The organism is Nocardia sp. Tas62D01 (assembly GCF_055232035.1).
The window spans coordinates 8125197-8138847 of the sequence record NZ_JBUYUZ010000001.1 but is presented as its reverse complement, the minus strand read 5'-3'; the positions used below and the strand labels follow the sequence as shown (position 1 = coordinate 8138847).

The following is a 13651-nucleotide window of genomic DNA, read 5'->3' as shown; positions in this document are numbered from 1 at the left end:
GCGAAATCTGCGGGACGAAACCCGAGGTGTCGGCCCTTTATGGGACAGTTCCGCGCATGGGACGGTTCGGATGCGCGCGAGTGTCCACGCGCGGGCAGAAGGACGACTCCCAGATCGACGCACTGCACACCGCGGGGTGCGAACGGATCTGGGTCGACAAAGCATCCGGCAAGCTGGCGCGCCGTCAGGAGTGGGACAAATGCTTCGAGCACTTGCGACGCGGCGACGAACTGGTGATCACCCGCCTGTCGCGGCCGTTCCGGTCGGTGCGGAACCCAACAGTACCTGTGGCGCGCGGTCGATCAGGACGGCATGCTTGACATCCTGGTGCAGTCCCGCCGAAATGCGAAGGCGGCGAAGCGGTCCTCAGCCGCTATGCGTTCGCCGGGTTCAATCCGGCGGCGTTCGGCTCGCCCGGTGGTGTATCGACTACGGCGGCGACATCGGCCACGCCTCCAGATTGAGTGCGCTGCTTGCAAATCGGGTGTTCGAGCAATCCAATTTTCGGCTGTAGGCTCTCCGATTATGATCATGCGCACCTTGACCGCAGCGGTCCTCGCCGCCGCAACGCTAACTGTCTCTGTCGTCGGCACAGCGAGCGCGGACCCGCAGCCGTTGGGCTCGGACGCGCCCTCGGGCGCACAGCGGCGAGGCGGCGGTGCCCTTGGTTTCATAGCAACGTGGGAGCCGGAGAACATTTGCATGACGTTCGATTTTCGCTACCAAGGTGACGGGCGACTCGGATCAGTCACTGAATGCAACGCTGGCAAGATTACGCAGGATTTCGTCGACATCCCGGGCGAGGTCGTTGGGATGTGGCCCGTGTCGATACCTCCTGGGGTAAATGCGTTGGTTTGCGGAACGTATGACAAGGTGACTGCAATCGATGTGGCCCATGAGTCGTGGGAACGTGGCGCGTCGACTCGCATGCCGAATTGTTTGGCGCAGCTATAACGCTCACCCTCCGCCCGAATCACGAATAGGTACCCCTGTCCTGGACACAGCATGTCCGGGGCGGCGCGGAAGAGACGTGGAGCCCATGGCGAACAGCTGACCGATACTGCGCGAACGCGGTGCGGATGTCCGAGACCATTCGTACCGCGTTCGCGTTTTCGCCCGTGTCGCATGCCTCGGGGGCACTGCCACCATCCGCACGCCGCAGGCCGCCCTCGAGCAATCGTTGACCGGAAATCAAGTTGCCGAGTGCCCGTCACCACACGAAGTGGTTGCTGAATTTGGCTATATAGAGTCAAGGGCGGCGCTGGCGCGCCGCCGAGCGGCGCCGCCACGCGGCGCCGCGCAACCGCTCGCTGAAAGGACGTCGCTCGCGGCGCGTCGGGCGCGTCGGCGCCGCTCTGGCGACGTGGTAGAACGCCGCCTGTTCCTCTCTGGCCACTTCATGCAACGACGTGGCAGTGCTGGGCACGACGTCTGCCGTACCCGGCCGGGCCTCCCGCAGCCGGGGACCGAATCGGCCGGCTTCCAGCTCAGTCGACCGGCTGTGGTCGCCCTCGGTAGCTGATCCCCGAGGAAGCTCACCTGGATCTCGGTGCCGGGGTCGACGCGGTTCGGTGGCGCACCAGCATGTTCCGGCGCTCACCGATCCTTCCCCATTGCTACGGCCTGGGGATCGTCGGCTTCGGCTTCGGCGGCGAGCTGGAACCAGGTTTCGGCTTCGGCGGTCTCGCCCCGCTCGTGCAGCAGGACTCCGAGGTTGTGCATGGCGGTTGCTGCGCCGGTGTCGGCGGCGCGGCGGTACCAGGTTTCGGCTTCGGCGGTCTCGCCCCGCTCGTGCAGCAGGACTCCGAGGTTGTGCATGGCGGGTCTCGCATCCATGGCGGGCTGTCCAGATGCGGGCCCGCCGAAGTCGAAAGTGCCCGCAGGTGAGGACTAGCGACCCATGCGCTGCGGCCTGTTGTTGATCGACTTGGCGGACGATGGCCGTCTGCCCGGCGCCCTGCAACCAAGTTGCGGGAGTGGTGAGCGCCGAGCGCGCCGCCGTCCGGCAGGCCGCCGATGCCGGCGACCTGATCATCAAGATCGGTACAGATGATTGCCCGCGATGCCAAAGTGTCGGAAGGCACGATCAGGGGCTGGTTCGCCAAGGACCCGCAGAAGCGGATGGTCCCGCGCACCGACGCCCAACTCGAACGGGTATTGCTGTTCCTGCTGCACCGCGCTGGCAGGCTACCTGCGGGCAGGACGCTCGATCGTCGCGAACGCGAGGAGTGGTCGGAGCTGAGACGACGAGCCGAGGAGGACAGCGGCACCGACGCCAGCCCGCAGCCTGTGTGGGCCGGCCTGGTGGAACAGCTCGATGCCGACGGCGGGCTACCGAGGGTGGACGAGTTGGATCCGTACCGGCTGGGCGCGACAGCAACGCGGTTCGGGCAGGTGGGCCGCTCCGGAAGCGGTGAGGACCCGTACGTGCCCCGCACCGCGGGCGACGTAGATGCCCGGGTGGCCGCAGTGTTGACCGGTCACCGGAGGGTGCTCGTCACCGGGCCGTCGAAGGCTGGAAAGACCCGCACCCTGTTCGAAGCTGTCCGTCGCGAACTGCCGGGCGCCCGCGTGCTGGTTCCGGCCCGGGAGGCCCTGCACCGGATCCCGGACCACCAGGGATTCGTCGGGAGCACCGAGCCGATCGTCATATGGCTGGAGAACCTGCAGGACTTCCTCACCACAGACCACCCGCTCACCCCCGCGCTGCTCGCGCACCTGACCGCGCGCCCGGCACTGACTGTGGTGGCGGCCACGCTGCGTAGCGAGGCCCTCGAACGGTTACGAGACGTTACCGGCGAACTCACCCACGACACCCGCACCGTGTTGCAGCAGACAGTCCAGATCGTGCTGGCACCGACCAGCCACGACCCCGTCGAGCAGGCAGCCGCGGCCGCGGCCTACCCAGCGTTGAACCTCGACCAGTACGGGCTAGCCGAAGTGCTGGCCAGTGCGCCCGAGCTCCTGCGCCACTACGACGTCGCCCGCCGTACCGACCCCGTCCTGCATGCCGTCATAGAGACCGCCATCGACTGGGCTCGAATCGGGCACCCCGACCCGATCCCCGAACCCACCCTGACCAAACTCACCCTGACCGCCATCGAAGACCATCGACCCGACCTGGACATCAGCCCCGCTGACGTCCGCACCGCGATCGTGACCGCCCGCACCCCACCCGACGGCGCAGGGCGCGTCGCCGCGCTACGCACCGACCGGCTGCCCGACCGGTCCCGCGGCTACCTGCCCTTCGACTACCTGATCGCCGCCGACGACGGACAACACCATTCCCCCCGACCTGTCCCGGACGTCTATTGGCACGCAGCTACCAAGGACGCCGAACCCCGGGTTCTGATCCCCATCGGTTTCAATGCCTACCTCCGCGGTCAGAGCGGCGCAGCCGAAATTCTGTGGCGCCGCGCCGCCGACACCGGCGACCCAGCCGCCATGCACAACCTCGGAGTCCTGCTGCACGAGCGGGGCGAGACCGCCGAAGCCGAAACCTGGTACCGCCGCGCCGCCGACACCGGCGCAGCAACCGCCATGACCATTCTTGGAGTCCTGCTGCACGAGCGGGGCGAGACCGCCGAAGCCGAAACCTGGTACCGCCGCGCCGCCGACACCGGCGCAGCAACCGCCATGACCATTCTTGGAGTCCTGCTGCACAAGCGGGGCGAGACCGCCGAAGCCGAAACCTGGTGGCGCCGCGCCGCCGACACCGGCGACCCAGTCGCCATGCACAACCTTGGAGTCCTGCTGCACAAGCAGGGCGAGACCGCCGAAGCCGAAACCTGGTACCGCCGCGCCGCCGACACCGGTGCAGCAACCCGCACGAGAATGTCAGTGGTCAAGCCGCACGAAAATGTCAGTGAATCCAGCGAATCTGGCTGGCGCGCCGACAGTGACGTGGTCGAATACCACGCGGTGCTCGCCGTCGGCGCCGCCGCCGGCCTGCCCGGCCTGCGCCCGCACACCCTGCGCCACACCTACGGCACCCGGCTGCGCCAAGGCGGCGCCGACGTCGCCCAGGTGCAGGCCCTGCTTCACCACGCCTCCATCGAACCCAGCGCCCGCTACTTCCGCGTCGGTACTGCCGAACAGGCCGCTGTCATCGAAACCGTCTTCGAGCAGTAGATCGGAAGAACCCATGAACGACGATCCCCACACCGGAATCCCCCAGATCGACGCGCTGATCGACGCCGCCGACCATAGGCGCTCATCGGACCTCACCAGGCGGGCGATCTCGGAACCCCGAGTAGTTGAGGTACAGGAAATCCCGGTCAGATTGATCTTGCTGGGGTTTTCCGCTGGGGTTTTCCTACTCCGCAGCAGGTTCGGGCTTGCTGTACCCGTGGTCGGCACTCTCCGCGGGTCGGACCAGGGGCCGAAGGGACCATGTTCTCCGGGGCCGGCGGCTTACGCAGTGTCCATCGCGGCTTCCGCCGGACCGACTGGCGAATGCCCGGCCGACTTCCGGCTGCGCGCGCCGCACCTGGGAGCGGCCGGCCGGCGTATGCCCAGGTCCCAACCGTGTCGCCGTTAACGGGCTCCTCTGGAGGGGAATTCGCGATCACCCGGCACGTTGCCGAGCGGGACCCGGCCGTCTGTGCTGACGTCGGTGAATCCTCGCCGTTTGCGGTTGGTGACAGAGTCCTTTACCAGTGCCCCGGATTACATCGCGGAGTCGGGGGAGGCCGGGGCGATGCCCTGGAAGAGATTGGCGATCAGCTGGTCGATGAACTCCGTGGTCAGCGGTTTCGCGGGCAGCAGCAGCCGGTGGTAGACGGCGCCCCAGAGTTGGTCGACGATCGTCTCCAGGTCGACTTCCGCGCGGATCTGGCCGGCCTGCTGCGCGCGCGTGAGGCGTTCGACGGCGAGGGCGCGGCGCTGTGTGACGTAGTGCGTCGAGAGCGCCTGCGCCAGGTCGGAGTCGCCTTGAGCGGCTCCGATGATCCCGGCGATGACGGAGCCGTTGCGGTTCAGAAGGTTGACGAACACGCGCAACTGCGTGGCCAGGTCGCGCCGGACATCGCCGGTGTCGGGGAAGGCGAGGGTCTCCTGGAAGGCGTTGAAGTAGGCGTCGAAGGCCAGAGCCCCGGGAGAGGGCCACCACTTGTAGAGGGTCATCTTGCTGACGCCCGCGCGGGCGGAGACCTTGGAGAAGGACAAGGCGTGGACTCCCTCGGCGAGCAGTAGCTCGGCTGCCGCGGTCAGCGTCGCGTGGCGGACGTCCTCCGCCCGGCGGCGTCCGCGCCCCGGCTTGAGCGGGCCGGGCTTCTCAGCGTCTGTTCGCTCCACCTGTCTCCTCCTCGTCCGGCGCGACCGGCCTGATTGGCGCGGCGTCCACCAACAATTATATAGACCCAATGGCCACATATATATGGACCATCTGTCCATGTAGTGCTAGTGTACTCATCGTCCACAAAGATGAGAGGGAGGTCGCTATGACCACCGTTGAGCAGTCCGCCGCCCGTGTAGCGATCGTGACCGGGGGTTCGGGCGGGATCGGCAGTGCGGTCGCGCACGCGCTGGCCGTCGACGGCATGTCCGTGGTCGTGCACTACTCCGGCAGCGCCGAGCGTGCCGAGAAGGTCGTCGCCTCGATCCAAGAGACAGGCGGCGCGGCCGTTGCCGTATCCGGCGACGTCGCGGACGAGGCAGCGATGACGGCCCTGTTCGACACCGCCCAGGAGCGCTTCGGCGGTGTCGACGTGGTGGTGAACACCGCCGGGATCATGCTGCTGGCCCCGCTGGCAGAGATGGACCTCGACGCCTTCGACCGGATGCACCGGGTCAACGTGCGCGGCACGTTCGTCGTCTCCCAGCTCGCGGCCCGGCGGCTGCGCCCCGGTGGCGCGCTGGTCAACTTCTCCACGTCCATCACCCGGCTCCAGCAGCCGACCTACGCCGCCTACGCGGCGAGCAAGGGCGCGGTCGAAGCGATGACCCTGATCCTCGCCCGCGAGCTGCGCGGCCGGGACGTCACCGTCAACGCCGTGGCCCCCGGGCCGACCGCGACCCCGCTCTTCCTGGACGGCAAGAGCCCCGAGCTGGTCGAGCGGATCGCCGCCGCCTCCCCACTGGAGCGGCTCGGCACGCCCGAGGACATCGCAAGCGCTGTCGCCTTCCTGGCCGGTCCCGGCGGCCGGTGGGTCAACGGCCAGGTCCTGTTCGCCAACGGCGGCGTCGCCTGACCGCCGGGCTCTCGTCCACCCGCAACCGACAAGAACACGCACCGCACGACGGAGAGATCCCATGTCCACTGTTCTCATCACCGGCGCCGCCACCGGCATCGGCAACCTCACCGCCAAGGCGCTCGCCCGCGCCGGGCACCGCGTCTACGCGACGATGCGCGCCCCCGAGGGCCGTAACGCCCCTCGGGCCCAGGAACTGCGCGACTTCGCCGCCGCGGAAGGTGCCGACATCCGCGTCGTTGAACTCGACGTCGCCTCCCAGGAGTCAGCCGACGACGCCGTCCACGCGGTGGTCACCGACTGCGGCGAGCTCGACGTGGTCATCCACAACGCCGGCCACCTACTGGTCGGATACGTGGAGGCGTTCACCGCCGAGGAGATCGCCCACCTCATCGACGTGAACACCCTGGGCGTCCAGCGGCTCAACCGCGCCGCCCTGCCGCACCTGCGCGAACGCGGCCGCGGCACCCTGCTCTATGTCGGCAGCACCATCCCGATCACCACGCCGCCCTTCCTCGGCCCTTACGTGGTCTCCAAGGCCGCGATGGACTCGCTGGCCCTGGTCACCTCCTACGAGGTCTCCCAGCTCGGCATCGAGACCGTGATCGTCATGCCCGGCGCCTTCACCCAGGGCACCGACCACTTCCCCAAGGCCGGCCGCGCCGCCGACACCGCCGTCGCCGAGGCGTACAAGATCCTGGACCCGCTGGTCGCCCGCAACGAGGAGGCCACCGCGAGCCTGTTCACCCCCGGCACCGAGGCCGACCCCGTGGTCGTCGCCGAGGGCCAGCGCCCCTTCCGCAGCGTCGTCGACCTCACCAACTCGAAGGTCGAACAGGCCAACGCCGCCGTCACCGAGGCCCGCACCGACTTCGTCCGCCGCATGGGCTTCGGCGAAGTCCTCGAACTGCGCCACGCCTGACACCCCTTCCCTTGCGAACCTGTTGAGAAAGCGAGACCACCATGGCTGAGTCCCAGCTCGCCGCGATCACCGACCTGCTGCGCACCTCCCCGCTCGACATGGGCGGCGACCCACACAAGATGCGCATCGTCTTCGACGAGACGATGGGCTCCCACCCCGTCCCCAAGGACGTGCGCACCACAGCCGTCGAACTCGGCGGCGTGAGCGCCATCGAGGTCACCGCAGGCGACGGCGAGGCGTCGGGAACAGTGCTGTACTTCCACGGCGGCGGCTACGCCCTCGGATCCGCCGCAACCAGCGTCAACCTAGCCGCCGACGTCGCCCGCCGCTCCAGCACCACCGCCTACACCGTGGACTACCGCCTCGCGCCGGAGGACCCGTTCCCGGCAGCGGTCGACGACGCCCTCGCGGCCTACCGCGGGCTGCTCGACCACGGCATCCCGGCAGAGACGATCGCCGTCAGCGGCGAGTCCGCCGGCGGTGGACTCGCTCTGGCCCTCCTGGCCGCGATCAAGGACGCCGGCCTCCCCCAGCCGGCAGCGGCCGCTGTCCTCTCCCCCTGGGCGGACCTCACCCAGTCCGGGCGCAGCTACGAGACCAAGGCCGCCGTCGACCCGGCCCTCACGCGGCAGGCGCTGTCCACCCGCGCCGACGACTACCTCGCGGGCGCGGACCCCCGCTCCCCCCTCGCCAGCCCCCTGTTCGCCGACCTTCGCGGACTGCCCCCGCTGCTCATCCAAGCCGGAACCTACGAGATCCTCCTCGACGACGCCGTCCGGCTGGCCGCGAAGGCCGCCGACGACGACGTGGCGGCCACCTTGCAGACGTTCCCAGGTGCCCCCCACGTCTTCCAGGGGTTCTCCGCCGTCCTCCCCGAGGGCGCCCGGGCCCTGGACCAGCTCGGAGCCTTCCTCCGCACCCACCTCGACCGGCAGGCCGTCTAACGGCCGTCTAACGGACCGGGCGGCACACGGGAGACAGGCCGTTGCGTCCGCCGACGGCCTCCCCTTCCCGCCCCGCCCGACAGCGGCCACCGCACAACGGGGCCTGCCGGGATATGAGCGAAAGGGGCGATGAGCTCCCACAGCTGCTGGTCGAGGATGCACTCCGAGGTTCTCAGGCAGCAGGTGATCAGCTCGGTGTAGCGAAACCCACGCGGCACCGGACTGCGATTGCTGGATAGGCTTCCGCCGCGTTACGTCGGTTTCTTGTTCGGGGTCTGGGTTGTGACGGCGATCGGTCGCACCGCGCATCCGCGGTTCAAAAGAGTGGTTCCCGCGCGGGAACTGGCCGAGGCGCTCACACCGACGGTCGCCGAGCTCATGCGGGCGCGAGAGAAGCCAGCAGAGCGATCAGCATCTGCTGGCCCTGGTTGTGTAGCTGAACTCGTATCAGCGGCTGGGGTACTTCCCGAAGCTGGATGAGGTTCCCGTGGTAGTGGTCGAGCATGTGCGCGGTCTGCTGGATCTGTCCGGCGTGATGGCCGAGCATGATGCCGACCGGACCGCGAAGTGGCATCGCGGGCTGGCACTCCGGTGACAACTAGCCCGCAGGGGGCGAGCCGTCACCGTGTTGTCACATCCCGGTGACAACCTGATGATCCACGCCTCCATCGAACAGTGCCGCGCTGGGGATGTACTCGTGGTGGCAACGACGTCGCGCTCTACGGACGGGATGTTCGGCGAGTTGTTCGCAACCCAGTTACGCCGGCGCGGGGTGCGCGGCCTGGTCATCGATGCCGGGGTACGGGACGTCGCGGACCTGACCGACATGGACTTTCCCGTGTGGTCGCGCTCGATTCACGCCCAGGGCACGGCCAAGGCCGTTCCGGGGTCTGTGAATGTCCCCGTCGTTGTGGCGGGCCAGCTCGTCAACCCCGGCGACATCATCGTCGCGGATGACGATGGGGTGCTGTGCATTCCGCTCGCCGCAGGTGAGCGCGTCGTCGAAGCTTCGGCGAACCGCGAGTCGAACGAGCAGGCCAAACGCGATCGATTCCATGCCGGAGAGATCGGTCTCGACGTGTACGGAATGCGGCCACTTCTGGAGCGCCTCGGCGTGCGCTACGTCGACGATCCGAACAGCAACTAGCACCTGTTGCCCTGTCTTCGAAAGGTTTTGAATGAGCACCTTCGTCCTGGTCCACGGCGCGTGGCATGGTGGTTGGGCGTGGCAGAGGTTGGTCCCTCATCTGCGCTCCGCTCGCCACGACGTCTACACTCCGACGCTGACGGGGGTGAGTGATCGCGCACATCAACTGCACCCACAGGTCGGACTGTCGACCCACATTCAGGATGTGGTATCGCTCCTCGAGGCATACGACCTGCACGACGTTGTTCTGGTGGGCCATAGCTACGCAGGCCAAGTCATCGGCGGTGTCACCGATCGCGTTCCGGACCGTATCGCCAAACGCATTCATCTCGACGCCTTTGTCGGCGGCGACGACGAGGCGGCGATCGATCTGCTGCCGGAGACCATCGCCGGGCACTATCGGGAGTCAGTCGCCGGACCGGGCTTCGGTTGGCTGATTCCGGTCCGGTCACTCGAAAAGCTCGGAGTGACGGACGCGGTTGACATCGACTGGCTCGCGCCTCGCCTGACACCACATCCGTGGCTTACCTACACCGAGCCGCTGCGGCTCACCGGCAAGGGCAATCGAGTGCCCGCCGCGTTCATCGAATGCGTGGACTGGATGCGTGTGTTCACGCCGCAAGCCAAGCGTGCCGCCGATCGGGGCTGGCCGGTATTCGAGATCGCCACCGGCCACGAGGCCATGGTGACCGCACCCGACGAGCTCGCGGCGCTATTGCTGGATATCGCGTCTGCTTGACCACTCGGAATCTATGAGAGGAAACACGATGGAGTTCTTGGTCCGCACCGAAAACGTGGTGCCGCACGATTTCTCGGCTTCGTTCGTCGACCAGGGGCGTTCCCGGAAGATGCTGTACCGGTCTGATGGTCCTACGGCCTCGGGGTGGAGAGCACCGCGGCGATCGTGCGGACATTGTTGGATCCAGGGTTCCGGCCGCCGAAGTTGCAGGAGGATCTGTCGAATCTGATCGTGATGGTCGCCCAAATCGGTGATGAGTGGTCCAGCACCTGTGATCTGGTCGCCGAGCATGTCCTGCCGCTGCTGGCCGAACGGCGGGTGCGGCTGGTCGAAGTCGCCCGAGCAGGTCCGAGCGCCGCGGACGGGATCGTGGTTTTGCTGGACACTCGCGCACCGACGCGGCTGCATCCCGACCCGGACGAACACGGCCTCTACCCCATCAGTGCCGAGCACCGCCGCAACGGCGTCATGCCGACCCTCGGTGGACAGCGCACGTGTTCAGCCAAGGCAAAAGGTCAACCGCTCGATGCCTGGCGCGCAACACATTTGGGTCACCAACCCTACGTCCACGCGGTCGGGTTCAATGTCGAGGAGACCGGGCGGATCGCCCGAGATACCTCGGTCACGATAAGCGGGCGGCGGCGCCCGATCTATCCGCTTGCCGCCGCAACGTGGTCCCGCGCACGGTGTCAGGGCTATCTGTTCGGGCTGTTCGGGGTTTGGTGGCCGAAATCGTGTTGCCGCCAGTGCTTTATGTGGAATCTGACGCGACGTTGCTAGTCCATGGTCATAGTGCGCTGGGAGCACTTTCCCATGGTCGAGCAGCACGCCGAGGCGCGGCGCTGGCTACAGTTCACCGCCAACCTCGGCCGAGCCGCGAATACCGTCGATGCCTACGGTCGCGCGGTGCAGGACCATTTGGTCTTCTGCCTGATGGTCGGCTCGGACCCGGCAACTGCGCGACCCGATACCGTCGCCGCGTGGATCGGTGATCTGCTCCAGCGGCCGAATCATCGGTCCGGCACAATCGGTTTGGCGAACGCCACGATTCAGCAACGTGTCGTCGCGGTCCGCAGCTTCTACGACTACCTGGTCGAGGAGCAGATCCGCGAGCGCAACCCGGTCCGTCGAGGACAAGCCGGTCGAGGCGCTCACCGATCGAGACAAGGACTGATACGTCGGATCGAGAGAGCTCCGTGGATTCCGAGCGAAAACGCTTGGGATCGGATACTGACCGCGTGCGAGCCCGAGCCGCTGCGGAACCGATTGATGGTGGCGATTGCCTATGACGGCGCGCTGCGTCGTGAGGAGTTGGTGTCGTTGGAGATCGACGACTTGGAGCCTGCATGGTCGCTGATTCACCTTCGCGCTGAGACAACTAAATCTCAACGTGGGCGCGCAGGCGATCCTGTTCGAGCAGCGACGCCAGGCGCCGACTCACCTTGCCGAGTTCGTCCGCGGTATCCGTGGCGGATGTGGTTCCGGCACGCAGCATCTCATCGACCGCGGCGTTGCGCGGCCCCTGGCCGTCGAAGAACTCGTCCCGCTTTTCCTTGCGCCCCAGATTGGCGGCCACCATCCCGAAGCCTTCCGATATGGAAAGCTTTGTCACACCGAGAGACTCGACGAGGTTCCCATCCGGCGGGTGGATATGCCGAGCCGATAGCAGGTCGCCACCACCGAGGTCAGGGCGCGTTCGGCGCGTTTGCGGCGTTCGAGCAGCCAGTCCGGGAAATAGGAGCCGAACCGCAGTTTCGGGATGGACACTTCGATCGTGGCAACGCGGGTGTCGAAGTCGCGCTGCCGGTAACCGTTGCGGGAGTTGACCGCTCGCTGCTGCGTCACCCCCGAGCCAGGCGTAGAGCCCCGTCGCCACAAGGGTGACGAGGCCACTTGCAACCAAGGTTCTTCTTGGTCGTCAAACCAGCTATCGAAAACCTCGCCCACACCCGGCCACTGACACGCCAACGCGGCCAACATCTTTCAACGAGCCAGCGGTGCTACCCACCCAGACTTCGAAACACTCTCAAGCAGTCGAATCGTGTTGCGACGGTAGGGTTTTGCTTGAGCTGGTTGATTCCGCGTTCGACGGTGTTGCGTTGCGGGTATGTGTCGGGGTCGAAAGCCGGTGGCCGCCCACCGTGGCAGCCGCGGTTGCGGCGGTGAGCGGCTTGATTCGACGAGTTTCTCTGTCCGCCGCGTCGCGACCCGAGTAGGTAGCCCTAATGAGATGTAGCGGGTCGGTCGATCGGGCAGACTCGCTACTGGTAGCGGCTGGTAGGTGAGCACTGATTGGCCCCGGACTTCGAGTCCTGCTTTGAGATCGTGCCCCTGCCGGTCGGCCGGGAGAAATGGATCGCTGATGGGATGTCGTGCCTGCCGCATGACGGCGTGAGCACCGATTCATTAGGTCGCCGACGTTCTCCCGCACGCTGCCGGATTTGGTGTCCGACAACGATGAAGAGGGAACAGCTGTGCTGCTGGTCGGTGATGACTGGGCCGAGGACCACCACGATGTCGAGCTGATGGATGAGGCCGGGAAACGGCTGGCCAAGGCTCGATTACCGGAAGGGATCGCCGGGATCACCCGGCTGCACGCCATGATCGGTGAACACCTCGGCGACGACGCCGATGCCGCGCAGGTACGGATCGGGATCGAAACCGATCGTGGCCCGTGGGTCGCGGCGTTGATCGCGGCCGGCTACACGGTGTACGCGGTGAACCCGTTGCAGGCGGCCCGGTTCCGGGAACGCCGCAGCGTTTCGGGTGCGAAGAGCGATGCCGCCGACGCGCATACCCTTGCCGACATGGTCCGTACCGACGCGCACCAGTTGCGTCCGGTCGCCGGGGACAGTCCCGCCGCAGAAGCGGTGAAAGTTGTTGCGCGAGCACATAAAACGTTGATCTGGGAACGCACCCGCCACACGCAGCGGTTACGGTACGCGTTGCGGGAGTACTTCCCCGCCGCTTTGGAAGCGTTCGACGACCTCGACGCTCCCGACGCCCTGGAGCTGCTCGGCAAGGCACCCGACCCGGCCGCCGCGGCGCGGTTGTCGCTCAACCAGATCCGGGCCGCGCTGAAGCGGGCCGGCCGCCGCGGCGACCTCGACGCTAGAGCCGCCCGTATCCAGGCAATCCTGCGCAGCGAGCAGCTGGGCCGCAACCAGGTCATCGCGGCGGCCTACGCGGCAGGGACCCGCGCCGCGGTCGCGGTCCTGGCCACCCTCGACGAGCAGGTGAAAGTCCTGCAAGGGGAGGTCGAGGCCCATTTTGGCCGGCACCCGGCCGCTGAGATCATCTTGTCCCAGCCAGGACTGGGCAAGATCCTCGGCGCCCGGGTGCTCGCCGAGTTCGGGGACGACCCCACCCGCTACGCCAGCGCCAAGGCCCGCAAGAACTATGCCGCGACCAGCCCCATCACCCGCGCCTCGGGGAAAATGAAGGTCGTCGCGGCCCGGTTCGTGCACCAGGACCGGCTCGTCGACGCGCTGATGGCCCAAGCATTCAGTGCGCTCAACGTATCGCCGGGAGCCCGCGCCTACTACGACAAGCAACGCGCCCGCGGCCTAGCCCACCGTGCCGCCCTGCGTCAGGTCGCCAACCGGCTCGTGGGCATCCTCCACGGCTGCCTCAAATCCGGAACCCTCTACAACGAGACCACCGCCTGGACACACCACACCCAAGATCAACAAGCCGCAGCTTGACAAG

At 67.1% G+C, this 13651-nt stretch carries 12 protein-coding genes and 4 pseudogenes; 11 read left to right on the top strand and 5 right to left on the bottom strand.

The features are described from left to right. Positions 1-56: 56 nt before the first annotated feature. Both ACV7NQ_RS39195 and ACV7NQ_RS39190 read left to right on the top strand, forming a co-directional pair. Positions 57-320, top strand: coding sequence for a recombinase family protein (locus ACV7NQ_RS39195; RefSeq protein WP_463364142.1), 264 nt, complete (start codon positions 57-59; stop codon positions 318-320). Then, positions 271-378: pseudogene (locus tag ACV7NQ_RS39190) on the top strand (DDE-type integrase/transposase/recombinase); the annotation flags it as partial. The gene ACV7NQ_RS39195 and the pseudogene ACV7NQ_RS39190, both read left to right, overlap by 50 nt. Before the next feature lie 1218 nt (positions 379-1596). On the opposite strand, the gene ACV7NQ_RS39185 reads toward ACV7NQ_RS39190, so the two are convergent. Beyond that, positions 1597-1836: a tetratricopeptide repeat protein gene (locus ACV7NQ_RS39185; protein WP_463364141.1), complete on the bottom strand. Its 240-nt coding sequence runs from the start codon at positions 1834-1836 to the stop codon at positions 1597-1599. Positions 1837-2049: 213 nt separating this feature from the next. Here ACV7NQ_RS39185 and ACV7NQ_RS39180 point away from each other — a divergent pair, with 213 nt between their 5' ends. Next, entirely contained in the window at positions 2050-4131 is a 2082-nt protein-coding gene (locus ACV7NQ_RS39180; protein WP_463364140.1) for a tetratricopeptide repeat protein, read from the top strand. 537 nt (positions 4132-4668) lie between these two features. On the opposite strand, the gene ACV7NQ_RS39175 is transcribed toward ACV7NQ_RS39180, so the two are convergent. Beyond that, positions 4669-5211, bottom strand: coding sequence for a TetR/AcrR family transcriptional regulator (locus tag ACV7NQ_RS39175; protein WP_463365994.1), 543 nt, complete (start codon positions 5209-5211; stop codon positions 4669-4671). 230 nt (positions 5212-5441) lie between these two features. Between ACV7NQ_RS39175 and ACV7NQ_RS39170 the strand changes: the two genes are divergently transcribed. From ACV7NQ_RS39170 to ACV7NQ_RS39160, 3 genes are all read left to right on the top strand, one after another. Then, positions 5442-6191 (top strand): SDR family oxidoreductase, encoded by a 750-nt coding sequence (locus tag ACV7NQ_RS39170; protein WP_463364139.1) that lies wholly within the window; start codon positions 5442-5444, stop codon positions 6189-6191. Positions 6192-6252: 61 nt separating this feature from the next. Further along, entirely contained in the window at positions 6253-7113 is an 861-nt protein-coding gene (locus ACV7NQ_RS39165; protein ID WP_463364138.1) for an SDR family NAD(P)-dependent oxidoreductase, read from the top strand. A gap of 41 nt (positions 7114-7154) precedes the next feature. Continuing rightward, positions 7155-8057, top strand: coding sequence for an alpha/beta hydrolase (locus tag ACV7NQ_RS39160; RefSeq protein ID WP_463364137.1), 903 nt, complete (start codon positions 7155-7157; stop codon positions 8055-8057). A 376-nt stretch (positions 8058-8433) separates the two neighbouring features. On the opposite strand, the gene ACV7NQ_RS39155 is transcribed toward ACV7NQ_RS39160, so the two are convergent. Continuing rightward, positions 8434-8631 carry a hypothetical protein gene (locus tag ACV7NQ_RS39155; RefSeq protein ID WP_463364136.1) on the bottom strand — a complete coding sequence of 66 codons (198 nt, stop codon included), beginning with the start codon at positions 8629-8631 and terminating at the stop codon, positions 8434-8436. Between the two features lie 45 nt (positions 8632-8676). On the opposite strand from ACV7NQ_RS39155, the pseudogene ACV7NQ_RS39150 reads away from it, so the two are divergent. The 4 genes and pseudogenes from ACV7NQ_RS39150 to ACV7NQ_RS39135 form a co-directional block, all read left to right on the top strand. Continuing rightward, positions 8677-9204, top strand: a pseudogene (locus ACV7NQ_RS39150) (4-carboxy-4-hydroxy-2-oxoadipate aldolase/oxaloacetate decarboxylase); the annotation flags it as partial. A gap of 31 nt (positions 9205-9235) precedes the next feature. Continuing rightward, positions 9236-9943, top strand: coding sequence for an alpha/beta fold hydrolase (locus ACV7NQ_RS39145; RefSeq protein WP_463364135.1), 708 nt, complete (start codon positions 9236-9238; stop codon positions 9941-9943). A 144-nt stretch (positions 9944-10087) separates the two neighbouring features. After that, positions 10088-10723, top strand: a complete 636-nt coding sequence (locus ACV7NQ_RS39140) for a hypothetical protein (protein ID WP_463364134.1) — start codon at positions 10088-10090, stop codon at positions 10721-10723. Positions 10724-10726: 3 nt separating this feature from the next. Then, positions 10727-10987: pseudogene (locus ACV7NQ_RS39135) on the top strand (hypothetical protein); the annotation flags it as partial. Between the two features lie 334 nt (positions 10988-11321). Here ACV7NQ_RS39135 and ACV7NQ_RS39130 read toward each other — a convergent pair. Then, positions 11322-11555, bottom strand: a complete 234-nt coding sequence (locus ACV7NQ_RS39130) for a hypothetical protein (RefSeq protein ID WP_463366138.1) — start codon at positions 11553-11555, stop codon at positions 11322-11324. Continuing rightward, a pseudogene (locus ACV7NQ_RS39125) lies at positions 11532-11767 on the bottom strand (transposase); the annotation flags it as partial. The gene ACV7NQ_RS39130 and the pseudogene ACV7NQ_RS39125, both read right to left, overlap by 24 nt. Positions 11768-12417: 650 nt before the next feature. Between ACV7NQ_RS39125 and ACV7NQ_RS39120 the strand changes: the two are divergent. Next, entirely contained in the window at positions 12418-13647 is a 1230-nt protein-coding gene (locus ACV7NQ_RS39120; protein WP_463365473.1) for an IS110 family RNA-guided transposase, read from the top strand. Positions 13648-13651 lie beyond the last annotated feature (4 nt).